The 24,532-nt window shown below is 34.2% G+C and carries 22 protein-coding genes, 1 tRNA gene and 1 other RNA gene; 20 read left to right on the top strand and 4 right to left on the bottom strand.

Annotated features, from left to right (window positions below):
• Nucleotides 1–14: 14 nt before the first annotated feature.
• From ffs to hutU, 4 genes are all read left to right on the top strand, one after another.
• Nucleotides 15–280: signal recognition particle sRNA large type (ffs, locus tag CSE_RS03635), an RNA gene on the top strand.
• Nucleotides 281–318: 38 nt separating this feature from the next.
• Nucleotides 319–606, top strand: a complete 288-nt coding sequence (locus CSE_RS03630) for a MoaD/ThiS family protein (protein WP_014453289.1) — start codon at nucleotides 319–321, stop codon at nucleotides 604–606.
• Nucleotides 607–625: 19 nt separating this feature from the next.
• Entirely contained in the window at nucleotides 626–3,154 is a 2,529-nt protein-coding gene (locus CSE_RS03625) for a cation-translocating P-type ATPase (RefSeq protein ID WP_014453288.1), read from the top strand.
• 9 nt (nucleotides 3,155–3,163) lie between these two features.
• Complete coding sequence (gene hutU / locus CSE_RS03620) at nucleotides 3,164–4,816, top strand: urocanate hydratase (RefSeq protein ID WP_014453287.1); 1,653 nt, start codon at nucleotides 3,164–3,166, stop codon at nucleotides 4,814–4,816.
• Between the two features lie 3 nt (nucleotides 4,817–4,819).
• On the opposite strand, the gene CSE_RS03615 is transcribed toward hutU, so the two are convergent.
• Nucleotides 4,820–4,896 (bottom strand) — tRNA-Arg (locus tag CSE_RS03615).
• 114 nt (nucleotides 4,897–5,010) lie between these two features.
• Here CSE_RS03615 and CSE_RS03610 point away from each other — a divergent pair.
• The 13 genes from CSE_RS03610 to CSE_RS03545 all read left to right on the top strand — a co-directional run bounded on the left by CSE_RS03610 (nucleotide 5,011) and on the right by CSE_RS03545 (nucleotide 18,144).
• A complete protein-coding gene (locus CSE_RS03610) occupies nucleotides 5,011–6,303 on the top strand; it encodes a nucleotide sugar dehydrogenase (RefSeq protein ID WP_014453286.1) in 1,293 nt (430 codons plus the stop codon).
• Nucleotides 6,300–7,739, top strand: a complete 1,440-nt coding sequence (locus CSE_RS08290) for a WecB/TagA/CpsF family glycosyltransferase (protein WP_014453285.1) — start codon at nucleotides 6,300–6,302, stop codon at nucleotides 7,737–7,739. Before CSE_RS03610 ends, CSE_RS08290 begins: the two co-directional genes overlap by 4 nt.
• Nucleotides 7,736–8,749 carry a polysaccharide pyruvyl transferase CsaB gene (gene csaB, locus CSE_RS07880; protein ID WP_014453284.1) on the top strand — a complete coding sequence of 338 codons (1,014 nt, stop codon included), beginning with the start codon at nucleotides 7,736–7,738 and terminating at the stop codon, nucleotides 8,747–8,749. Before CSE_RS08290 ends, csaB begins: the two co-directional genes overlap by 4 nt.
• Before the next feature lie 175 nt (nucleotides 8,750–8,924).
• The gene (locus CSE_RS03590) at nucleotides 8,925–9,374 is read left to right on the top strand and encodes a ComF family protein (protein WP_156785892.1); all 450 of its coding nucleotides are present in this window, start codon (nucleotides 8,925–8,927) and stop codon (nucleotides 9,372–9,374) included.
• A gap of 33 nt (nucleotides 9,375–9,407) precedes the next feature.
• Entirely contained in the window at nucleotides 9,408–10,634 is a 1,227-nt protein-coding gene (locus CSE_RS03585; protein ID WP_041726397.1) for a serine hydroxymethyltransferase, read from the top strand.
• Nucleotides 10,635–10,644: 10 nt separating this feature from the next.
• A complete protein-coding gene (gene upp / locus CSE_RS03580; RefSeq protein WP_014453281.1) occupies nucleotides 10,645–11,271 on the top strand; it encodes a uracil phosphoribosyltransferase in 627 nt (208 codons plus the stop codon).
• On the top strand, nucleotides 11,268–12,242 hold the full coding sequence (locus CSE_RS03575) for a glycosyltransferase family 4 protein (protein WP_014453280.1): 975 nt from the start codon (nucleotides 11,268–11,270) through the stop codon (nucleotides 12,240–12,242). The genes upp and CSE_RS03575 overlap by 4 nt, the downstream gene beginning before the upstream one ends.
• Nucleotides 12,242–13,369 carry a non-hydrolyzing UDP-N-acetylglucosamine 2-epimerase gene (gene wecB / locus CSE_RS03570; protein WP_014453279.1) on the top strand — a complete coding sequence of 376 codons (1,128 nt, stop codon included), beginning with the start codon at nucleotides 12,242–12,244 and terminating at the stop codon, nucleotides 13,367–13,369. The genes CSE_RS03575 and wecB overlap by 1 nt, the downstream gene beginning before the upstream one ends.
• Nucleotides 13,356–14,615 carry a UDP-N-acetylglucosamine 1-carboxyvinyltransferase gene (gene murA, locus CSE_RS03565; RefSeq protein WP_014453278.1) on the top strand — a complete coding sequence of 420 codons (1,260 nt, stop codon included), beginning with the start codon at nucleotides 13,356–13,358 and terminating at the stop codon, nucleotides 14,613–14,615. The genes wecB and murA overlap by 14 nt, the downstream gene beginning before the upstream one ends.
• Nucleotides 14,593–15,408 carry a diaminopimelate epimerase gene (gene dapF / locus CSE_RS03560; RefSeq protein ID WP_014453277.1) on the top strand — a complete coding sequence of 272 codons (816 nt, stop codon included), beginning with the start codon at nucleotides 14,593–14,595 and terminating at the stop codon, nucleotides 15,406–15,408. Before murA ends, dapF begins: the two co-directional genes overlap by 23 nt.
• Nucleotides 15,405–16,505 carry an alanyl-tRNA editing protein gene (locus CSE_RS03555; protein WP_014453276.1) on the top strand — a complete coding sequence of 367 codons (1,101 nt, stop codon included), beginning with the start codon at nucleotides 15,405–15,407 and terminating at the stop codon, nucleotides 16,503–16,505. Before dapF ends, CSE_RS03555 begins: the two co-directional genes overlap by 4 nt.
• A gap of 11 nt (nucleotides 16,506–16,516) precedes the next feature.
• Nucleotides 16,517–16,828: a lipopolysaccharide assembly protein LapA domain-containing protein gene (locus tag CSE_RS03550; protein ID WP_014453275.1), complete on the top strand. Its 312-nt coding sequence runs from the start codon at nucleotides 16,517–16,519 to the stop codon at nucleotides 16,826–16,828.
• Nucleotides 16,829–16,893: 65 nt separating this feature from the next.
• Complete coding sequence (locus CSE_RS03545) at nucleotides 16,894–18,144, top strand: MFS transporter (protein ID WP_331370603.1); 1,251 nt, start codon at nucleotides 16,894–16,896, stop codon at nucleotides 18,142–18,144.
• Here CSE_RS03545 and CSE_RS03540 read toward each other — a convergent pair.
• Nucleotides 18,131–18,862: a tetratricopeptide repeat protein gene (locus tag CSE_RS03540; protein WP_014453273.1), complete on the bottom strand. Its 732-nt coding sequence runs from the start codon at nucleotides 18,860–18,862 to the stop codon at nucleotides 18,131–18,133. The two genes, CSE_RS03545 and CSE_RS03540, sit on opposite strands and share 14 nt — an antisense overlap.
• Nucleotides 18,863–18,879: 17 nt before the next feature.
• Nucleotides 18,880–19,734, bottom strand: a complete 855-nt coding sequence (locus CSE_RS03535; RefSeq protein ID WP_014453272.1) for a VIT1/CCC1 transporter family protein — start codon at nucleotides 19,732–19,734, stop codon at nucleotides 18,880–18,882.
• A gap of 87 nt (nucleotides 19,735–19,821) precedes the next feature.
• On the opposite strand from CSE_RS03535, the gene hisS reads away from it, so the two are divergent.
• Genes hisS through CSE_RS03520 form a run of 3 tightly spaced genes read left to right on the top strand, consistent with a single transcriptional unit; the run spans nucleotide 19,822 to nucleotide 23,372 of the window.
• A complete protein-coding gene (gene hisS, locus CSE_RS03530; protein ID WP_014453271.1) occupies nucleotides 19,822–21,075 on the top strand; it encodes a histidine--tRNA ligase in 1,254 nt (417 codons plus the stop codon).
• The gene (gene aspS, locus CSE_RS03525) at nucleotides 21,068–22,816 is read left to right on the top strand and encodes an aspartate--tRNA ligase (RefSeq protein ID WP_014453270.1); all 1,749 of its coding nucleotides are present in this window, start codon (nucleotides 21,068–21,070) and stop codon (nucleotides 22,814–22,816) included. Before hisS ends, aspS begins: the two co-directional genes overlap by 8 nt.
• Nucleotides 22,809–23,372: a hypothetical protein gene (locus tag CSE_RS03520; RefSeq protein WP_014453269.1), complete on the top strand. Its 564-nt coding sequence runs from the start codon at nucleotides 22,809–22,811 to the stop codon at nucleotides 23,370–23,372. The genes aspS and CSE_RS03520 overlap by 8 nt, the downstream gene beginning before the upstream one ends.
• Here CSE_RS03520 and CSE_RS03515 read toward each other — a convergent pair.
• Nucleotides 23,356–24,528: an ROK family transcriptional regulator gene (locus tag CSE_RS03515; protein ID WP_014453268.1), complete on the bottom strand. Its 1,173-nt coding sequence runs from the start codon at nucleotides 24,526–24,528 to the stop codon at nucleotides 23,356–23,358. The two genes, CSE_RS03520 and CSE_RS03515, sit on opposite strands and share 17 nt — an antisense overlap.
• Nucleotides 24,529–24,532: the final 4 nt, after the last annotated feature.

Genomic DNA, 24,532 nt, shown 5'->3' with positions numbered 1-24,532 from the left:
TATAATATATAAGGCTGTGCTAAAGCGGGGAGATAGCGGTGCCCTGTAACCCTGAACCCGCTATACAGGGGCTGATAATCTGCTGGAAGGCATGCTGTTGTAAACCGAGGCAGATTGAAAGGGCTATGAAGGCAGGACCTCAAGCAATACTTACTCTTGAACCCCGCGAGCTCCGGAAGGAAGCAACGGTAAAAGAGTCAGGTATTTGGCTTGAGAAAATCTTGCTGGAGCCTCGTAAATCTGTACAGTTTGTAACAACATGTCAACCGCAGATGCACAGCCTTAAATTTAAATGTGCATAAATAGGAGGTTCTCTTAATGGCAAGAGTTACAATCTTTTTGCACGGCGACCTAAGAGAAAAGTTAGGAATTGAAAGATTATATTTAAAAGCGGATACTGTGAAAGATTTGATAGAGCAACTCAAGGATAAATTTCCCAATCTTGAAGATGACGTTAAATTCGGAAGACTAATAATTCTCATAAATGGTAGAAATATTGAAACACTCTTAAAAGAAGCGACACAACTTGAAGATTTTGATCTAGTAAGTCTAACCCTAAAAGATGGTGGTATGATTGATTTCTTCCCACCAGACGGTGGCGGCTAAAAGATAATTGGAGGAGAAAATGATTGACCTAAAAACCATTAAGAGGGAATTGTTTGAAAAAGGACTAACAAGCGAAGAAGTAGAAGAAAGACTCAAGAAATTTGGAAAAAATGAATTGCCCGAAGGAAAAAAAGAGACTCTAATTCAAAAATTCATTAATCAATTTACGAATTTTCTTATTATTATTTTAATTTTTGCAAGTATTGTTTCGGCAGTTTTTGGTGAATTAATTGATTCTATTGTTATTCTTGCAATTGTAATATTAAACGCAATCCTTGGAGTTGTACAGGAGCGAAGAGCAGAGAATGCACTTGAAAAAGTCAAAAAACTTACAACTCCTACAAGCACAGTTTTAAGAGATGGGAAAGTCTTAAAAATTCCATCAAGTGAAATTGTGCCACTGGACATTTTACTTTTAGAAGCAGGAGACAAAATACAGGCGGACGGAATTGTAATAAAAGAAGTAAGCCTTTTTGTTGATGAATCAATGCTTACAGGCGAGTCAGTTCCTGTTAAGAAGAGTGTCTGCACCAGTGAACCTACGGAAGACTGCAAAGTTTACATGGGTACAACTGTCGTAAAAGGTAAGGCAAAAGTTCTCGTTACAGAAACGGGCATAAATACAGAACTTGGAAAAATCGCAGAGAAAATAAGTGAAACAAAAAAAGAAAAAACACCGCTTGAAGTGCAACTTGATAACATAGGTAAACTATTAGGTATACTCTTCCTTATTGTAAGTGCCGTTGTATTTTTGTTAGGTTGGATAAGAGGCGGAAAAATTTTAGATATGCTTCTTACCAGTGTTTCACTTGCAGTGGCAGCAATTCCCGAAGGGCTTCCAGCAGTTGTTACCATAGTTCTTGCGATCGGTGTTTATGAGATGGCAAAAAGAAACGCAGTTATAAGAAACCTTCCAGCTGTCGAGACCTTAGGTGCCGTTACATACATCTGCTCAGATAAGACAGGAACATTAACACAAAATAAAATGCAAATTATTGCGGTTTTTGAGGATGGAAAGATTGGTAACGATTTAAATATAAGTGAAAGATTAAAGCAGGCAATGATTCTCTGTAACGACGCAGAAAAATATAGGGGAGATCCAACAGAAATAGCCCTTATTGATTTTGTTGACGACGATTTAATTAAAGAAACAAGGGAAAAATTTGAAAGAATATCAGAAATTCCCTTTACCTCCGAAAGCAAAAGAATGACTACTATTCACAAGTTTGGAGAAAATTTCCTTGTTGTTTCTAAAGGTGCAGCTGAGGTCATTTTAGAACTGTCAAAATTTGAGAAGGTAAATTCAATAGTTTCTGAGCTCTCTTCAAAAAGAAAACAAGAACTTCTGAACATTGTAGAGGAAAATGCAGCCAAAGGGCTTAGAATCCTTGCATTTGCAGATAAGGTAATATCCAATCTAAACGAAGCAATAGAACAAGATCTTGTCTTTTTAGGATTTGTTATGATGAAAGATCCGCTACGTAGTGAAGTTAAAGAAGCAATAGACAAATGTAGAAGTGCCGGTATAAGACCCGTAATGATTACAGGAGACCACCCAATTACAGCGTACGCAATTGCAAAAGAGCTTGACTTCCCTGAGGGTGTTGTTTTAACAAGCAAAGAACTTGAAAGTATTTCAGATGAAGAACTAACAAAAATTGTTGAAAATGTTACAATTTTTGCACGAATAAATCCACTTGATAAATTAAGAATTGTCGAGGCGCTGCAAAGGAAGAACGAAGTTGTTGCAATGACTGGAGATGGTGTTAATGATGCACCTGCTCTTAAAAAGGCTGACATTGGCGTTTCAATGGGACTTACAGGAACTGAAGTTGCAAAAGAAGCATCTGATATGGTGCTTTTGGATGATAATTTTGCAACATTAGTATCAGCAGTATTCCAAGGCAGAACTATATTTGAGAATATAAGAAAATTCATCGTATACCTACTTTCATGCAACATTGCAGAAGTTATGGTAATGTTTTTTGCCCTACTTTTGGGATACCCTCCACCTCTTCTTCCGTTGCATCTTCTATGGTTAAACCTCGTAACTGACAGTTTTCCTGCACTTGCGTTAGGAATGGAAAAAGGCGAAGAAGATTTAATGAAAAGACCTCCTCGCGGTAAAAAAGAGTCAATACTTACGAAATATCACTATAGTATTATAATCACCCAGAGCATTGCAATAACAATTGCTACATTACTTGGTTTTATTCTGAGTTATAAAAGAACAGGTAATCTTAACGAGGCAAGAACAATTGCATATATGGTTCTTGTTATCTCCGAACTTTTAAGAGCATATTCTGGACGTTCTTTTGAAGGATATCTATTTAAAATTGGAATTTTCTCAAACAGTTTTATGAACTTTTCCTTTATCTTTGGAATAGTACTGTTATTTGCAACAATATACGTGCCACAGCTAAGGTTCATTTTTAAAAATACTGTCCCAACCATTATAGAGAGCTTAGATATACTTCTTCTTGCTACCCTTCCACTTGTAATATCAGAATTTTCCAAGATAATAAGAAAGGACGAATACGGTAGATAGGAGGTAGGTATGGAAAGAGTAATAAGAGCACCAAGAGGAACAGCATTAACATGTAAGAGTTGGCAAACAGAAGCACCACTACGTATGCTTATGAACAACCTTGATCCAGAAGTTGCAAAAGATCCTGCAAATCTAATCGTGTACGGTGGAACTGGTAAGGCAGCACGAAATTGGGAATGCTTTGATGCGATAATTGAGTCACTCAAGGAATTAGAAAATGATGAGACGCTTCTTATACAGTCTGGAAAACCGGTTGCTGTATTCAAGACAAACGAATGGGCTCCAAGAGTCCTAATTTCAAATTCAATGCTTGTACCAAAATGGGCAACATGGGAATATTTTAGAGAACTTGAAGAACGCGGACTAATAATGTATGGGCAGATGACCGCGGGAAGTTGGATTTACATAGGCACTCAAGGTATCCTTCAGGGCACCTATGAAACATTTTATGCAGTTGCAAAAAAATACTTTGGAAACACTTTGAGGGGAAGAATCGTTGTAACGGCAGGTTTGGGAGAAATGGGTGGTGCACAACCACTTGCAGTGACTCTCAATGACGGTGTTGTAATTGCAGTTGAAGTTGATAAAAGAATGATAGACAGACGCTTAAAAACGGGCTATCTTGATACGTGGACTGATAGCTATGAAGAGGCAATCAATATTGCGTTAACGCACAAAAAGAGAAATGAACCAATTTCAATAGGTCTTCTAGGAAACATTGTGGACGTTTTACCACGTATGCTTAAAGAAGGGTTTATACCTGATGTTATAACCGATCAAACCGCTGCACATGATCCTCTCAATGGGTATATTCCAAAGGGATTCACGGTTGAAACAGCAAACGCATTGCGTAAAGAAAAACCTAATGAATATCTTAAGAGAGTTTATGACTCCATGGTTGAACATGTAGATGCAATGGTTGAAATGCAAAAGCAAGGTGCAAAGGTATTTGAATATGGAAACAATCTCAGAAGGAATGCCTTTGACCATGGCGCTAAAGATGCTTTTGAAATAGTTGGATATGTCCCAGAATACATAAGGCCACTTTTCTCTGAAGGAAAAGGTCCATTTAGGTGGGTTGCCTTGTCTGGAGATCCTGAAGATATCTATCTTACTGACCAGGTTGTTTTAAACCTTTTCCCGAAAGACGAACATCTAAGAAAATGGATCGATCTTGCACACAAAAAGGTTCATTTCCAGGGATTACCAGCAAGAATTTGTTGGTTAGGGCAAGGTGAAAGAGAAGCCTTTGGTCTTGAGATAAACAAATTAGTTAGAGACGGAAAAATAAAAGCGCCGATTGTAATAGGAAGAGACCACCATGATACAGGATCAGTTGCATCTCCCTATAGAGAGACAGAAAAAATGCTTGATGGATCAGACGCAATTGCGGATTGGCCAATTCTTAATGCATTACTTAATGCTTCTTCAGGTGCAACATGGGTTTCTGTACATCATGGTGGAGGTGTAGGCATTGGTTATTCAATTCATGCAGGTTTCGTAATTGTAGCAGATGGAACAGACTTGGCACAACAAAAACTTGCAAGAGTACTCCATAACGACCCTGCAAGTGGTGTTGTAAGACATGCAGATGCAGGATATGAGATTGCAATTGAAACTGCAAAAAAACATAACATAAAAATGCCAATGCTTAAGAAATAATAATGGCGCGCCCAGCAGGAGTCGAACCCGCAACCGACGGTTCCGTAGACCGTTGCTCTATCCAGTTGAGCTATGGGCGCGTCTTTTAAATTATATAACGCGCTTGTATTTTTTGCAACACTCATTCCATCATTTTGCAAAATACAAGTTTTAATATAAAATACCCTTTGGAAGTTAATTTTTGGGAGGTTAAAATGGAAAAGATTGCAGTTATAGGTTTAGGGTTTGTTGGCTTACCATTATCGCTTACATACGCTCTTCATGGAGTAAAAGTTGTTGGTATCGATATAAATAAAGATTATATTGAACGACTTAAAAAAGGTCAAACACATGTTTATGAAGAATACAACGGAAAACACATTGAGACTATTCTTAAGGAAAGTCTGGAAAATGGCCTTTTTGAACCCACAGACTCTTATGAGGAAGGTTTAAGGGACGTAAAAGAAATCATTGTCACAGTTGGAATCCCAATAGAAAACGACAAAGTCAATATGAGTGTTTTTGAAAATGCAATGAAGTCAATTGGTAAAAACTTAAAAAAGGATTCAATCGTGCTTATTCGCTCAACAGTCCCTCCACTTACTACAAAAAATATTGCTAAACCCCTCATTGAAGAGACAAGTGGATTAAAAGAAGGAAAAGATTTTTACCTTGCATATTCATCGGAAAGGATCGCTGAAGGTAGAGCATTTGAAGAATTTCAGACAATGCCAGTTGCAGTTTCTGGATTAAGCATTGAGGGAACAAAGCGAGCAAAAAGACTGCTTGAACTTATAAACCCAAATGTAATCGAAGCAAGTTCACCAGAAGTAGTAGAAATTTCAAAACTCATAGAAAATGCATCAAGAGATGTTAATATTGCAATTGTAAACGAACTTGCAAACTTAACTAAGGCTTTGGGTGTTGATACAATGGAAGTCATAAAGGTTGCAAATACACACAAAAGGGTTAAGCTCCTGACACCCGGAATTGGTGTAGGCGGTCATTGCATTCCTTTTGCTTCAAAATATATTTTTTATCTAAGCGATAAGATTGGACTTGAGATGCCATTGCTACATGCAGCAAGATCCGTAAACGATAGAAGACCAAAAGACATTGCAGAAATTATTGAGAATGCGCTTCAAAAGGTTGGGAAAAATATTAATAATTCAAAAATTGGTTTCCTTGGAATTGCAATGAAGGATAATTCATCTGATATTTCTGAAAGTCCTGCAATAATGCTCAAGGAAATACTAAAGGCAAAAGGCGCGCAAGTCTCCTTCTTTGACCCTAAAGTTAAAGGCAATTTCGATGATGATGAAAGACATTTTGAGGCGTTACTAAGTGCAAAAGATGTTATAGTAATACCAATTATTCACAATGAGATTTCATACGACATTGATACATGGAAGAGCCTTCTAATGAAAGATGCAATAATTTTTGATGCAAAAGGTGTATTCAACAAGGAAAAAGTAACTAACTTAGGATTTCATTACTATACGATATGAGAATTGAAATTTTTGACATACCAGTAGACAACCTCACAAAAGAAGAAGCAATTAAATATATAGAAAATCTTCTCGAAGAGGATAAGCCTCACTTTGCCGTTGCAATTAATCCTGAGAAAGCTATGAAGGCCTACAATGATAATGAACTGCATGATATTTTAAAAAATTCTCACTTAAATTTTATTGATGGTGTGGGAATTATATTTGCCGCAAAATTATTTAAAGGCATAAAAATAAAGGAAAGGTTAACTGGTATAGATCTTTTTACAGAATTATTAAAAGTTTCTGAAGAGAAAGGTTACAAAGTCTACTTTCTTGGCACAAAAGAGGAAAGCATAAAAAAGGCAATTGAAAATATTAAAAATAGTTTTCCGAATTTGAAAATTGCAGGTTTTCATAACGGATACTTTGAAGATGAAGAAAAAATTGTCGAAACTATTGCAAAAAGTGACGCTGACATTCTTTTTGTTGGAATGGGATCTCCAAAACAAGAAAAATTTATATACAAGAACCTTGGCAAACTGAATGTTAAGTTTGCAATGGGAGTAGGCGGTACATTTAACGTATATGCAAATGAGTTTAGAAGAGCGCCACATATCATTCAAAAACTTGGATTCGAATGGCTTTATAGATTTGTACTTGACCCAAAAAGACTACCTCGCATTTTAAGTCTACCTACTTTCCTTAAAGAAGCATTTAAAAGAAGATTTACTCCAAAGAAAGTCATCGAATTTTTGGGAATAAAGGTTTCAAATAGAACTATTGAAGAGAATCTCGAGATTGTAGAACAATTCATCAAAGAAAAGAAATTTCACCTTATTGTAACGATAAATGGCGAAATGCTTTCAAGAGCAATAAGCGAAAAGGATTTTCTAAACATACTTAAAGGAGCAGATCTTGTAATACCTGATGGAATTGGAGTTGTGCTTGGTGCAAAAAGATTTGGAGAAAGAATCACACAGAGAATTCCAGGAATTGAATTTGCATGGGAGTTATTAAATCTTGCAGAAAAAAGGCAATATAAGGTATTTTTCTTAGGAGCAAAAGAAGATATACTGCAATCTGCCATAAAAACGATAAAAGAAAATTTTCCTAATTTACAAATCGTTGGCAGTCATAATGGGTATTTTACAAATGATAGAGAGATAAGAGACATAATTAGAAATTCTAAACCAGATATACTTTTTGTAGGAATGGGTGGAATAAAACAAGAGAAATGGATTGTTCAAAATAAAGATTTGGACGTCCCAGTAAATATTGGAATAGGTGGATCGTTTGATGTATGGAGCGGGAAAGTAAAGAGAGCCCCTTCTTGGGTAAGGAAACTTGGAATTGAGTGGCTCTATCGAACAGTTACTCAACCTGAGCGGATATTTAGACTTAAAAATCTAATCGTCCTTTCTTTTAAATTAATCACAGGGAGGATCGAAGATTGAGAGCAATCATTTCAGGATACTTTGGGTTTGGTAATTTAGGCGATGAAGCAATAAAAAACGTCATTGAAAAAGAACTTACGAGACTAAATATTGAACCTATTTTTTTAACAAAATCTAAAAATAAAGAAAACGAGATTATAAGAACAAATTTATTTGAAATATTGAATGAAATTAAAGTGTCAGAAATTTTTATCTCTGGTGGAGGTGGATTACTTCAAGATAAAACAAGTTCAAGAAGCCTTTATTATTACCTTTCGCTTTTGACAATTCCAAAATTCTTTAAGAAATATAGCATTGTCTTTGCTCAAGGCATTGGTCCAATCACAAAAAATATCGATAAAAAATTGCTAAAAAGTGTTCTCGAAAAAGTAGACCTCATTACAGTTAGAGACAACGAGTCTAAGGACCTTCTTAAAAGCATAGGAGTAAAAAAAGAAATACATGTAACACAGGATCTTGCATTTCTATATGAACCGCAAATTTACAAAAAATTTACATTCGATGAACCTTACAATGTGTTTCAGATAAAAGGAAATGAGCGCTTTGATGTCGAAGAACTTGCAGATATCGTACGTTTCATGCACTACAAAACAGAGTGTGAAACAATTTTAGTTCCTTTTTATAAAGACGTTGACCTTGATATAGCAAAAAAAGTAGAAGAAAAAACAAAATTTAAAGTAGTAATTCCTGAAAATATCGACGATGTATTTTCAATTTTTAGCGGTGCTCAATCCATTGTGGGGATGCGATACCACTCAGTAGTATTTTCTCTCTTACTTAAAAAACCTGTCCTTCCAATCTTTTACGACGAGAAGGTGCAAAATATCTCAAATTATTTTGAGATTGAAGGAATAGATTTGAGAGATCTAAAATTGTCAAATTTTTCAAGGATTTTTACAAAATTCCTAAAAGAAAAAGATAATTTTGAATCGAAAATTAAGGATAAGGTAATCAAAGCAAAAGAAGATGCAAAAAGAAATTTTGAACTCCTTTTACAACTCATACATTAAAGAGTTTTTCCTTGAATTGTTCGCACCAGCGCATTGTACTGTGTGCGGAAAAAAATTGTATGAAAGTAAATTTGTATGCGATGATTGTGTAAAAAATATTAAATTTAATGAATATCCTCTGATTTTACACGAAGAAATGGTATACTATTATGGAATGACTCGTTATGAAGGAGTAATGGAAGAACTGATAAAAAAGTTTAAATTTGAAGGTTATAAGGTTTTATCAAAATTTTTTTCACCTCTAATTCTCAACTTTATTGAATTAAACAATATAAAATTTGACTTCGTAAGTTTTGTACCAATGTCAAAAAAAGAATTTAGAGCACGAGGCTATAACCAGACATATCTTCTTGCAAAAGATATTTCGCTCAAAACCAAAAAACCTATTATTGAAAATCTTTATAAGATTAGGGAAACAAAAAAGCAAACAAATCTCTCCAAGAAGGAACGAATTGAAAACTTAAAAAATGCCTTTATTGTAGAAGGAGAATACTCTGGAAACATTTTAATATTTGACGATGTTTACACAACAGGAAGTACTGCAAAAGAAGTTACAAAGGCTTTTAAAAAAAGTATAAAAAACGGAAATATTTATTTTGTTGCACTATCTCAAACTTTTAATTAAGGAGGTAAAAAAGTGAAGATTAGAGATGTAGACATGGAATTAGCACAAGCGATGCAAAATGAACTTGAAAGACAAAGAACGAAACTCGAACTTATTGCATCTGAAAATTATGTTATGGAGCCTGTTCTTGAAGCTCAAGGATCCGTCTTAACAAACAAATACGCTGAAGGATATCCAAAGAGAAGGTATTATGGTGGCTGTGAGTATATTGATGTTGTAGAAACTCTTGCTATAGAAAGAGCAAAAGAACTCTTCAAAGCAGAAGGAGCAAACGTGCAACCGCACTCTGGAACTCAAGCAAATTTTGCAGTCTATTTTGCTACAATGAACCCAGGTGATACATTACTTGGCATGGATCTTTCGGCAGGCGGACATCTAAGCCACGGGAGTCCAGTAAGTGTTACTGGTAAGTACTTCAATGCTGTGCACTACGGAGTAGATAAAGAGACAGAGCTTATCGATTACAATCAGGTTGAGGACCTTGCAAAACAATACAAACCAAAAGTTATAGTTGCTGGAGCAAGTGCATATCCAAGGTTTATCGACTTTGAAAAATTTGCAACGATTGCAAAAAGTGTTGGGGCGTATCTTATGGTTGACATGGCTCATATTGCAGGCTTGGTTGCGGCAGGAGTTCATCCCTCTCCTATTCCTTATGCCGACTTTGTAACCACAACGACCCATAAAACTCTTCGAGGTCCAAGAGGTGGCATGATCCTGTTTAAAAAGGAACATGAAAAAATACTCAACAAAGCTGTCTTTCCTGGAATTCAAGGTGGCCCACTCGAGCATGTAATTGCGGCAAAGGCTGTTGCACTAAAATTAGCAATGACTGATGAATTTAAAGAATACCAAAAACAAGTCGTAGTCAACGCAAAGGCACTTGCAAATGCATTAATGAAACGTGGTTTCAGACTCATAACAAACGGAACTGACAATCATTTGCTTTCAATAGATTTAAGGTCTAAAAACATTACTGGCAAGGAAGCAGAAAGGCTTTTGGATTCCGTTTATATAACAACTAATAAAGAGTCTATTCCATTTGATCCTCTTCCACCAACAGAAACAAGTGGTTTAAGATTAGGTACCCCTGCTCTTACAACTCGAGGAATGAAAGAAACCGAAATGGAATACATAGCAGAACTCATAGACAGAGCAATCGAATCAAGAAACGACGAAAAGAAATTAGAATTAATTAGAAACGAAGTGTTAGAACTAACAAAAAAGTTTCCTATTTATCCCAACATATCGTATATATAAAGGAGGAGAAATGGAGAATGTAAATTTGATAAGACACCCACTTATACAGCACAAACTTACTTATCTTAGAAAAAAAGAAACAAATCCAAAAGAGTTTCGAGAGTTAGTAAAGGAACTTTCGGCTTTGATGGTGTATGAAATTTTTAGAGACACAAAACTTAAAGAAGTTGAAATAGAAACTCCAATTGAAAAAACAAAAAGTTATGTCATTGACGAGGATATTGCAATTGTTCCAATACTCCGTGCAGGAATTGTAATGGCAGAAGGTATTCTTGATTTAATTCCACAAGCACGTGTTGGTTACATTGGAATTTACAGAGATCCTCAGACACTTGAACCTGTTGAATACTACAGTAAATTACCTACAAACATTGAAAATTCTTCAGTTTTTGTGGTGGATCCAATGCTTGCAACGGGAGGCTCTGCCTCAAAGGCAATAACAGTTGTGAAAGAAGCACATGCAAAAAAGATTTTCTTTGTTTGTCTTATTTCTGCACCAGAAGGAATTAAAAAGATAGAGCTCGACCATCCCGATGTTAAGATCTACACAATAGCAATCGACGAAAAATTGAATTCCCACGGTTATATTGTGCCCGGTTTGGGAGATGCAGGAGACAGACTTTTTGGAACAAAATGAAAGAAATAATTGGTTTTATAAATAAAAACTTTTTTAACATTTCTTACTATTTCCTAATCGGATTTTTTGTATCCTCGTTTTCTACACCGCTTGCAATTTTTTTGGGAAATAAATTTAAGATAATAGACTTACCAAAAGCAAGTGATAGAAAAAAGATACACAAAGAGCCAGTCCCCAGGTCAGGTGGTATATCGATTTACATCTCGATTGTTATATTATTTCTTATCATTCAAAAATTTAATAAGCAGTTTCTCGGTATTATTTTAGGCGCTACAATTTTATTCTTTGGCCTTTTAATGGATGATAAATATGGATTAACTGTTAGACAAAAATTCTCCGTGCAATTTCTTTCTGCATTCATAGCAATTTTTACTGGAACTCAGTTTACTCAATTATCAATCCCATTTACTGATACCGTCATTAAAATTGGATTTCTGGGAAGCATTTTAACTGCGCTTTGGATTGTTGGGCTTATAAACGCAATAAATATTATAGATGGACTTGATGGACTAGCTTCAGGTGTCTCTGCTATTGCTTCATTCTTTCTTGCTATAACTGCTATGTATAAAGGACATTTAAATCTTGCTCTAATTCTTATAGGACTCTGCGGAAGTCTTGTTGCGTTCCTCATTTATAATTTTCATCCTGCCCGAGTATTCTTGGGCGATTCTGGAGCAGGACTTTTAGGATATATGCTATCTATCATTTCAATAGTAGGCGCCTATAAGACAACAACGCTTCTTTCAGTTGCTCTTCCAATATTTGTCCTTGGCATTCCAATAGCGGAGGTTTTTACATCCATAATAAGAAGAATTATGCACGGCGGTTCCCCTTTCAAATATGACACTGAGCATATACACTACAGGCTACTCAAGAAGGGGCTTTCGCAAAGAAAAATAGCTTTAATCTACTATATAATAACATTAGTTCTCTCAGTAACCGGAGTTATACTTACATTTGGAGTAAAATGATGAAAAAGAAAGTTTTTCTCATTTTTGGAACAAGACCAGAAGCAATAAAAATGTATCCCGTTTATAAGGCTTTGAAAGAATTTAAAGAAATTGAAACAAAGGTTATTATAACAAGTCAGCACCAAGAAATGCTACGACAAGTAATTGAACTTTTCAATATTAATGTTGATTATGACCTTAAAGTAATGGAAGAAAAGCAAACACTAACGAAGATTACAAATAAAGTTTTAACCGGGCTGAAAGACATATTTGATAGTGATCACCCTGATATTCTTCTTGTTCACGGAGACACTACTACTACGTTTGCATCAGCGCTTGCAGCGTTCTACGAAAAGATTCCTGTAGGTCATGTTGAATCAGGACTAAGAACCTATAATAAATATTCTCCTTTCCCAGAAGAAATGAACAGAAAATTAACCGATGCACTAACTGATCTGTACTTCGCGCCTACCGAAAAGGCGAAAGAAAACCTTCTAAGAGAAGGCGTGAATGAAAGTTCAATTTATGTAACGGGCAATACTGTTGTAGATGCACTAATGGAAATTATTCAAAAGAACATAAAAATTGATTTGCCAGTAAACTCAAACGAGAAATACATAGTAGTAACTGCTCATAGAAGAGAAAATTGGGGAAAGCCTATGGAAGAGATCTGCAATGCAATAAAATCTATAGCAGAAGAATTTGGAAATGAGTTTAAAATTGTGTTTTCAGTCCATAAAAACCCAATAGTGAGAGAAACCGTAAAAAGAATTTTAAGCGATACACAGAACATAATTCTCGTTGAACCTATGGACTATCTTTCTTTTGTAAAACTTCTATCAAGAGCAGATCTAATCCTTACTGACTCAGGTGGAATCCAAGAAGAGGCACCGACATTACGGAAACCAGTACTTCTAATGAGAGACACAACAGAAAGACCAGAGGCAATAGAAAGTGGAGTAGTAAGACTTGTTGGAACTAACAAAGAAAGAATTATTTCCGAAGTAGAGAAAATTCTAAAAAATAAAGAAGAATATGAGAAAATGATTTCAAACAAAAATCCATTTGGAGATGGTAAGGCAGGAATTAGAATAGCAAAAATTGTTTTTGATTATCTTTTGAACGGAGGAAACGATGGAATATCTTGAAGTAAATGGTGGTAAGGTTCTTAAAGGTGAAGTTGAGATTTCTGGATCAAAAAACGCTGCCTTTCCAGTTTTATCAGCTTGTTTACTTATTGAGGGAAAGTGCCATATAAACAATATTCCGAATATCTTGGATGTCAAAAAATTTCTCTTTCAACTTAAAAAGATTGGAGTAAATGTCTTAGAAGGAGATCATGAAGTTGAAATAGATGCAACCTCTTCCTATAAACCAGAAATTCCACCTGAAGAAACAGAAAATATACGAGGCACTCAAACTCTTTTAGGCGCTTTTATCGCAAAGCACAGAAAAGCTTCAATTGCTGGCTTAGGTGGATGTAATATTGGTAAACGTCCTATAGACCAACACATAAAAGGACTTGAGAGTCTTGGAGTTGAATTTAATTGGGACAAGGGTATCTTAAAGGCAAACTCGCCAAAAGGACTTAAAGGTAACAAGATATTTTTAGACATGCCAAGCGTAGGCGCAACCGAAAACATTATTCTGGCATCAGTGTTTGCTGAAGGAGATACAATTATTGAAAATGCGGCAAGAGAACCTGAAATAAGAGACCTAATTAATTTTCTCAAACTTGCAGGAGCAAATATAGAGGTAAATGGAACTGGAAGTACAATTATAGTCCATGGGGTAAAAAAATTAAGACCTATAGAATACTCAATAATCCCAGACCGAATTGAATCTGCAACTTACTTAATACTCTCGGGTTTAACAAAAGGAAAAATAAAAGTAAAAAAAACTATCCCAGAGCATCTTGAGGCAGTAATAATGAAATTAAAAGAAATTGGTCTTGACATTTCTGTTAAAGAAAACGAAATTGTAGCAAAATATACAGGAAAAATGTCACCAACAACGGTTAAAACTCTACCTTACCCAGGCTTTCCAACAGACGCACAATCTCAAATTTTGACCCTACTTACACTTGCTGATGGAGCAAGTGTCGTAACGGAAACTGTTTTTGAAAATAGGTTTAGAATTGTTGACGACCTCATAAAAATGGGTGCAAATATTAAAGTTGAAGGTATCTCTGCTTTCATTACCGGAGTAAAAGAACTGAAACCTTCAGTTGTGGTAGCAAAAGACCTAAGAGGAGGAATGTCGCTTCTACTTGCAACTTTATCTGCAAAAGGAATAAGTAAAGTTTTAGACCCTATACATATTGATAGAGGTTATGAAAATTACATAGAGAAAATACAAAGGCTTGGTGGAGATGTCGAAAGGAAAAATTCTTGAATTCTACAAATTCGAAGGAGCGCTTAACGATTTTGTTATTATTGACGGACGTTCCAATAAGTTAGAATATCCGTTAGAAGTAGCGAGGATGCTACTTGATAGACACGCATCAATTGGTGGTGATTCTCTTTTATATCTTGAAGAAAGCAACGTTGCAGATATCAAAATGAGAGTTCTTGAAAAAGATGGTAGCGAATCTCAAATGTGTGGAAATGGGGCTCGTTGTGTTGGATTGTATTTCGACAAATTTTTTGGTAAAAGAAGTATAAAGATTGAAACACTATCCGGTTTAAAAGAAGTTAAAAAAGTAGCCGATGGTAGATTTGTGGTATCTATGGGACCAGTCCAAAAACTTGGAAATTTTGTTATAGGTTTTAAAGAAGATTACCAAACAACACTAGACTTATTTTCTTTAAAACTATATATTGTAAATTCATCAGAACCTCACGCAGTAATCCCAATGATGAATATTAATAAAATTCCAAAAGCAAAAGGCGTCAAGATTGCAAAAAACTTCAAACTTTTCCCTTATGGAATTAATGTTGACTTTATTGAAATTGTTAATAAAAACACAATAAAAATTAGGACAATTGAGCGCGGTGTTTACGAAGAAACGCTTGCTTGTGGAACAGGTGCAGTTGCTTCTGCATACGTATTGCATGAGTTCTTCGGTGGAAATAATGTAATATCCGTAAAAGCCCTGGGAGGCGATCTTACAGTAATTATCAAAGAGTCAGAAAACCTTTTAGAAGGAGATGCACGATTTGTATTCAAAGGAGAAATTGAATTATGATAGACTACGATATATTTGAATTTAAAGGAAAAGTAAAAGACAAATTTGAAAATAATGGAAAATTTTTTGTTGAACTTGAACAAACCAATTTTTATCCTGATGGAAAAGGTGGACAGCTCGGAGATAGAAGCTACATTGGAAAAGCTAAAATACTTTCTGTAAAAGAAGGGGACTCGCGAATAATTCATGAGGTTGATACCTTAGACGTTGAAGAAAACCCTATCTGCATTATCGACAGAGAAAGAAGACTCGAAATTTCAAGAGAACACACGGCTCAGCATATTCTTTCACAAGCGTTTTTAAAATTATATAACATAGAAACAGTGAGTTTCCATATGGGCGAATATTATTCAACAATTGATTTGAACTCAATTGAAATAGATGATAAAAAAATTTATGAGGCTGAGCTTCTTGCAAACAAGATAGTTTTGGAAAATCGGGAAGTAAAAAAATATTACGTAAGTAGTCAAGATCTTGAGAAGTTGAATTTGCGAAAAAAGATTGATGTTGAAGGATCAATAAGGATAGTTGAGGTTAATGGTTTTGATATTTCAATGTGCAGTGGAACACATGTTGAAAGAACTGGTGAAATAGGAATAATTAAGGTTATCAAGGCCGAAAAGACAAAAAAAGAGTTAACACGGATCTACTTTGCATCGGGAATAAGAGCGCTTAAAATGTTCCAAGAAAAAACAAAAATAATTGAACAAATATCACAGATGCTTACGACAGGCGAATCAGAACTCATATCAAAAATTAACAAAACAATTAACGTTAATAAAATGCTTTCAAATATTAATCGAAGTCTTGAGGAGAAACTCTTGGATGAGGTTATAAAAAGGTTAAGTAGTGAAAAGATAATAAAGGAAGTATTCGAAAACATCTCAAGAAAAGGTTTCGAGGCAATGGCTCATAAGTTGAAAAATTTAGGAAAAAGTGGTTTTATTGTGTTGATGGAAAAAGAGAAATTCGTAGTTGCAACTTTTAATAGCGTTGTTACTTTGCAAGTTAAAGGTTACGATATAAATGGAGTAATTTTTTACACTTTTGATCTTAATAAAAAAGAGGAAGTATTAAGGGAATTACTTGAAAAATAGGAGGGAAGATTATGAAGAAGTTAAACGTATTTCTTGTTTTTATTCTTTTAGTTTCTCTTGCAACTGTGCTTTTAATTGCACAAAACTACAATCCAACAGTTATTAACTTTTTTACATTTAAGTTCAACACAACAGTTGGGCTATTTGGAATCATAATGCTGTTTGCGGGAGTTGTCATAATGTGGTTAATTTCCTTGATAGTGCATTACCGAGAAATTTCGGAATTAAAGCGGAAATTGTCTGATTGCGAGTCAAAGATAAGCAAAATTACTAAAGAAAACAATACAACAGAACAAACAAGAACGAACATAACTGAAAACTAAATCTTAAACTATTTTATTCGGGATTAGTTTTGATTGCAATTTAAATAAAATTTTATTATAATATTTTGTTATATAATTCATTTCGAAAAGTTGGAGGTGCGTTTATGATAAGAAAAGTTTTACTTGAAAATAAAAATGCAAGATGTTATATTTTAGCAAGTTTTATAATCTCTATAGGGACTGGAATATTTTTTCTCACTTTGAATCTATATTTGAAAAGCTTAGGAGTAAAAAATGAATTTATAGGATTTATCAATGGTATTTATTACTTAGGTATTGCAGTGCTTGCTTTACTTTCTGGATTAATTTCAAACATTGCAGGTCATAAAAGAAGTTTTGCAATAGGGACTATGCTTCAGTTTTTAGGTGAAATTGGTATGGTTTTATCTAAAAATGGATTTGCATTGATTATTTTTATATTTTTAATAGGTTTTGGTTCCTCGCTTTTCCTTGTCAACGAAGCACCATTCCTTTCAAGAAACAGTACTTCCTATGAGCAAACTCATTTATTTGGTTTAAGTTTTGGTAGTGTTGTTCTTGGAAATTTTATTGGAGAAATTTTGGGTAGTTTTTTACCAAAGATATTAAACGGCGATCAAGCCTTCGCATTGAGAAGCGCTATTATTATTGCAGCAACCTTAACAATATTAGGACTTCTATTTATTATCAGGATTGATGAGGAATGGGTTATAGAGGAAAGTGAAAGTATAATTTCTAAAATAAAAGATCCGCTAATTAAACTATTCAACTATAAGAAAAATTTTAAAATTATCGGAATTTTCGCAATAAGTGAGTTTCTAATGGGTATAGGAGCAGGTGTTATGGTTCCTTTCTTTAACCTTTACTTCATCGAGTATCAAGGTATTGGATACGAAAAACTTGGAATTATATTTGGTGCACAAAGCATTTTAATAGCACTTGCATCATTTTTTATACCATATGTAGTTAAAAAATTTAAAAAATTCTATTCCGTAATTACTCTTGAAAGCCTTTCCCTTCCATTCATCATATTACTTCTCTCAAAAAACAAAACGTTGTCTATAATTTCCTATCTTTTAAGAGGTATTTTTATAAACGCATCGATTCCAGTCTATACTTCATACTACATGGATTTAATGGAAGATGAAATAAAAGCAATCGCTTCGAGTGTGAAAGAAATATCATGGAATCTTGCATGGTTTATTGGTTCTTTGCTTTTTGCGTTTATGGGTGGGGATTACAAATCGGCAATTGTTACCTTTTTCTTATTCTATACCCTCGGGATTTTATCTTTTTCTTTTCTCACGAAGAAAAATGCAAAAATTATGATTCTTTAGAGTCATTTTCTAATAACTTTAAAATTTGTGATACGTTTCCAAATGTTGAGTTTCTTAATTCAACTCGTTCGAGATACTCTTTTGCCTTTTGTCGATCTCCTTTTTGTAAGTAGGATATGCCTAAGCCATATACAACTGCAAGCTCATCTTCATTCATTGGGGTGTATGGCGGATCATACAAAGACAAATATTTGATAGCATTATCAAAGTCTTTAAGATCATAAAACACCGAACCCAGCAATCTTACCATCTTTATTGTCAATTTATCAGTATCAATACTGACAAGCAATCTCTTTGCTTTCTCAAGATCTCCTGAAATATATTCAAGCATTGAACCAATAAATCGCAAATAAGGTGTATCATGATCCTTTATGTTATCGTAAATGAGGTTCGCAACTTTCCTAACTGTTTCCTTGAATTTTGTTTTATTGTAGAACAACTTGTAAAGCTCTTCTTCGTTTTCGTAAAGTCTTGCTGCCTTAAGAATCTCATCATATGCGTTATTTGGCATATTTTTTTCAATATATTTCGAAGCAAGCGAAAGATGTCTTGAAGATTTATACTCATTAGACATCAAAAGTATAATGTGTAGAATTGCTGCAACAACAAACGACAACAACCCAACAATTCTTTTTGTCGGATCAAATAGTGAAAAGAAGGCAAAAATATAGCCAAGAATAATTAACGAAATAAAAATTTTTGGAACTCTCTTAATCATATTCCTATTCACCTCGTCTAAATATTTACATTGAATAATTTTCTTGCAATATAACCCAAAAAGAATGTGATTACAACAACACCAATAACTACAAAAAACATTTCAGAAAAAGTTCTCTTAAACTCTGTATCATGAATAATAGAAACGTAGAAAGAAAACACTACTACTATTAAGAAGCCAAATATTATTGAAAAAATAAAACCAATTACAAAATTATTTACAAAGAAAAATGGTAAAACAAGTCCAAGGACAACAAGGAAATACGCAACAAAAGTATAAACTGCAGCTTTAAGTGGATTTCTTTGTGACAATAAATCGGTTTTTTTTGAAATATATTCTGACGCAGCCATCGATAAGGAGGCAGCAACACCTGTAATAAGTGCAGCAACTCCAATAGTTCTTGCATTTTGAAGGGCAGAGGATAAACCAGATATTGTTCCCGTAATTTCAACAAGCGCATCATTCAACCCAAGAACAACAGAACTTACGTAATATACTCTTTCCTCTTCGATTAACCCAATCAATTCCTCTTCGTGTCGTTCCTCATCTTCAAGAACAGACAAAAACTCACTATCCTTATTTGATAGTTCCTTATATAGCCTTACTGCGTCGCTTTCGCTTCTCTCCATCAATTTAACTACAAATACCACCCCAAATACATAATATAGAATTTTATAAAGTATTAATTGTAGAAAGTCCTCTTTAACATCTACTTTAGTGATCTTCTTAAGTAGCAGATAATGATTAAATTCATCTTTTGAAATTTCTTTGATTAACTCTCTGTTTTTTCCTTTTAGTTTCTCTGATAAAAATCCGTATATTTTTGCACCTGTTATTTCACTTACTTGGGCCTCTATAAATTTGTGGTTCATATCTCAATTATATTTAAAACCAACACAAATCCCAAAAACTTGATTTTTAGATAAAATTATGTAAAATTCACTATATAGGAGAGCAGAATGGAAATTAAAACAGTAAAAGGCTTCAAAGATATTTTAGGAATAGACGCAATCCTTTTTAATGAAATTCAAAAACTAAGCTATAACATTGCAAACGCCTTTGGATATAAACTGATAGTTCTTCCAACAGTAGAGTATGCCGAACTCTTTGATAGGTCTGTGGGAAATACAACAGATATAGTAGAAAAAGAAATGTTCACATTTGACGACAAAGGTGGAAGAACTCTTTCACTTAGACCAGAGATGACTGCTTCCGTTGCTCGATCTTTCATCGAGCATCACATGGAAACAAACCCAATGCCCCTTAAGTTTTTCTATTTTGGTCAATGTTTTAGATACGAAAATCCGCAGAAAGGTCGATACAGAGAATTTTATCAACTAGGTATTGAAGCACTGGGTGATATTTCACCAATACTTGATGTTGAAGTAATACAAATTGCACTTAAGATAATAGAACACTTCAACATTAAAAATCTAAAAGTTAAAATTAACAGTATCGGATGTAGAGTCTGTAGACCTAAGTATAAAGAAACGCTTACGGAAGCACTTAAGCCACATTATAATGAACTTTGTTCTGACTGCCAAAGAAGACTTTATACAAATCCTCTAAGGGTTCTTGACTGCAAAAAAGAAAAAGACTCTTTGAAAGAAAGTCTTCCAAAGATAACTGATTATCTTTGCGATGAATGTATGGAGCATTTTGAAGAAGTAAAAAAATTACTCACAGAGTTAAAAATTCCCTTTGAGGTTGATAACACTCTTGTGAGAGGCCTTGACTATTACACAAAGACTGTCTTTGAGGTAGTTTCGGAAGACCTTGGAGCACAAAATGCCTTACTTGGTGGGGGAAGATATGACTATCTTATAGAGGACCTCGGCGGAAGGAAAACTCCAGGTGTTGGTTTCGCATTGGGTGTTGAGCGGTTTATTGAAATCCTTAAAGCAAGAAATTATAAAATTCCTGACAATAAAAAAATCTATATTGCATATGATAAAAAGTTTAGCAGTACTGCATTTAAAATAAGAGATTCACTAATTCCGGATTTTATTGTGGAAATTGATCCAAAAGGAGATTCTATTAAAAAACAGATAGAAAGAGCAAGTAGAAGAGAGATAAACTTTGTATGTATTCTTGGAGAAGATGAATTTTCCGAAAATAGTGTAAGCATTAAGGATATGGAAAAAGGAAATCAAATAAAAGTGAAAATTGATGAACTTAAAGAATCGATAAAGGAGTTGATAAATAATGCTTAAAAGAACAGTTGGTGCAGGTGAAATAGATGAAAATCTAATAGGTAATGTTGTTATAGTAAACGGGTGGCTTCATAGAAAAAGAAATCTTGGTGGAATTTTATTTTTAGATGTAAGAGACCGCTCTGGCATCGTCCAGGTAGTAGTTAACCCAAACGATATTCCAAAGGAAAAATTCGAAACTATTGAAAATCTCAAGGTTGAGTCAGTTTTGGCTGTTAAAGGAACAGTAAAAAGACGTGAAACGCCAAACCCGAAATTAAAAACAGGTTTTATTGAAATACAACTTTCAGATTTTGAAATATTTTCAAAAGCTGAAGATCTTCCTTTTAATCCTTTTGTACCGCAAGATGTAGATGAGATTGTCCGCCTTAAATATAGATACCTTGACCTTAGACGTGAGGAAATGCGAAATATCTTTGAATTTAGAGCACAAATTACGCAATGCATAAGAAATTATCTTTCATCAAAGGGCTTTATTGAAGTTGAAACTCCATATTTAACAAAAAGTACCCCGGAAGGCGCAAGAGACTTTTTGGTTCCTTCAAGACTTAATAGGGGAAAATTCTACGCATTGCCTCAATCACCACAACTTTTTAAACAAATTCTTATGATAAGCGGTTTTGAAAAGTATTTTCAAATTGCAAGATGTTTTAGAGACGAAGATTTAAGGCTTGATAGACAACCAGAATTTACTCAAATTGATATGGAGATGTCATTCGTTGAACAGGACGATATAATAGCTCTTGTTGAAGATATGTATAAAACACTTTTTAAGGAAGTTATGGAAATTGAAATTCAAACTCCCTTCCCAAGAATTGATTATAAAGATGCAATAAGGTTCTATGGCTCCGATAAACCAGATACAAGATTTGATATGAAGATTATTGACTTTACAGATACATTTAAAGATACTCAAATAAAAGTTTTTCAAAACGATGGCTCTAAATTAATCTTAGGCTTAGCAATAGATGGAGTAAATAACACTTCAAGAAGTGAGGTAGACAAGTTAAAAGAACAAGTTAAGCAATTTGGTGTAAACGGTTTTATTGATTTTAAAATTAACGGAGAAGAAATTTCTTCTCAATTTAGCAAATTTTTAACCGAAAAAGAGAGAAAAGATATTTTGAAATACACTAAAGACGATTCATTAGTTACTATCTTTGTAGTTGATAAAAAGGGCGGATTTGAAAAAATCGGAAGAATTAGATTGTTTTTTGGTGAAAGATTTAATAAAATTGACAAAGAAAAATTTAATTTCCTTTGGGTTGTAAACTTCCCATTCTTCTCATATAGCGAAGAGGAAGGGAGATTTGTTGCAGAGCATCATCCGTTTACAATGCCTAATCCGGAGGATCTTGACAAGCTTGAAACTGACAAAGAAAACGTTCGAGCAATTGCATACGACCTTGTTCTCAATGGAAACGAACTCGGAGGAGGGAGTATAAGAATACATGACTCTGAATTACAAAAAAGAGTTTTTAGGGCAATCGGTTTAAGTGATGAAGAAATAGAATCAAGGTTTGGATTTCTTGTAAAAGCATTTAGATTTGGCGCACCACCTCATGGAGGAATTGCCTTTGGCCTTGATAGGCTTGTATGGATTTTGAGCAAGGCGAATAGTCTTCGTGATGTAATTGCATTCCCAAAAACTACTTCTGGCACTTGTCCATTAACAGATGCCCCAAGTGAAGTAGATAAAAAACAACTCGATGAGTTAGGTATAGATATTAAAAATGGATAGGATGCCAAAAGAGTATAAAATCGCAGTTTATATACTCTTCATAAGCCTTTCCTATTTTGTGCTGTTTTCTGCAACTCTTTTCTTTAGATTCAAAGTTGTTGAAAGTACGCTTAGTAAACCTATCCTTATGTTGTGTGCTATTGTGTTCTTAGTTTATTTAATTCCTTCAATCCTTTTACTTTTAAGAAAAGAAATTTCAAGAAAATTTTTGACAGCAATTATAACTCTCAATATATTGGTCAACATCATAATAACTTTTTTAATGCTTAATTTCAAATCTTTTGCCGCCTTCCTAATGAATAAATACAAAGTTAACGCTTTTACGCCTTATCTTGTCCTCGGCATTGCAAGACTCACACCAGAAAAAATTATTGCCATCCTTCTAATTCAAATTCCATGGCTTGTATATCTCATCTATCTTTTACTACACAGAGAAACCAAAGAATACTTAAAGAAAAAAGAATATCCACTTGTAAATAATCAGCGCTACACGTTAGGTGTAATTATCCTTCTTTTTATAACAATCACAATAGTAAGTATTATTTTTGGGCTATAAACTCATAGGGATGCTCTAAAAACTCATTCAGTACAACTGACATTGCACCAATTAGTCCTGTGTTTTCTTTCAAAGCAGAAGAAACAACTTCGATATTCTCTCCAAACCCATAGAAGGAACGTTTTTTCAAAGTCTCTTTAATTTGTGGAATAATAAAATCTGAAATCTTTACCACAGGACCTGCAATGATAATTCTTTGAGGAGCAAGTATATCTGCAACACTTACAAGCACATTTCCTACCATTCTGCTTCTTTCTTGAATTATGCTAAGTGCTATCTTATCTTTCTTTTTAAGCAGTTCGTAAAGTTTATCTAACGTAAGATTTTCTGCTTTCAACTGTTTTTGAACTGCTTTTAGCATTGCATTTGCACTCGAATACAGTTCAATACAGCCTTTATTGCCACAATCGCATTCAATTCCAAAGTCCATATCAACTGAAATATGGCCAATTTCTCCAGATACACCAAAATTTCCGTTATAAAGTTTCCTATTTAAAACAATCCCACCACCAATACCAAAGCCAATGTGCACAAGTAAGAAATCATTCACATCACGACCATATCCAAAAAACATTTCAGCAAGGGCTTCAGCATTTGCATCATTCATAACAAAAACTGGCTTATCAACTACTTTTGCTACTTCATAGACTGAGAAGTTCGAAAGATTTTTAAGATTTGGAATACTAATTATTTTCCCTTCCTTAGGATCAACTCGTCCTGGTGCAGAGATTCCTACTGCAAAAATTCTACCAAACTTATCAGCAAACTTCTTATAATGTTTAACGATCAATTCAAGAAGTTCTTTATTTGAGATATCAGTAGATGTTTCAATAGTTTCAACATGGTAAATTTTTCCATCGAAATCAATGAGAGCAAACTTTACTTGTGTGTATGACATCTCAACTGCAAAAACTCGAAAATTGTTTCCGTTAAATTTAAGATAATATGGTTTTCTTCCAACTTTACTTGACTCTCCGGGGGTTTCAGAGACAACGCCTTGTTCCAGAAGAAAACCTATAATTCTTGAAACAGTTGGAGGTGTTAGGTCAGTTTTTCTCACAACAGATATTCTTGAAATACCTGGATTATCTTTTACTAATTTAAGTACCGTTGAGGTATTTTCTTCTTTTAGATCTCTTTGATTTTTGCCTTTCAATTTT

Origin of the sequence: Caldisericum exile AZM16c01 (assembly GCF_000284335.1) — a bacterium.
In the GTDB taxonomy this organism is placed as follows: domain Bacteria; phylum Caldisericota; class Caldisericia; order Caldisericales; family Caldisericaceae; genus Caldisericum; species Caldisericum exile.
Note: the sequence above shows the minus strand (reverse complement) of the source record. Positions and strands in the feature narration are given on the sequence as shown.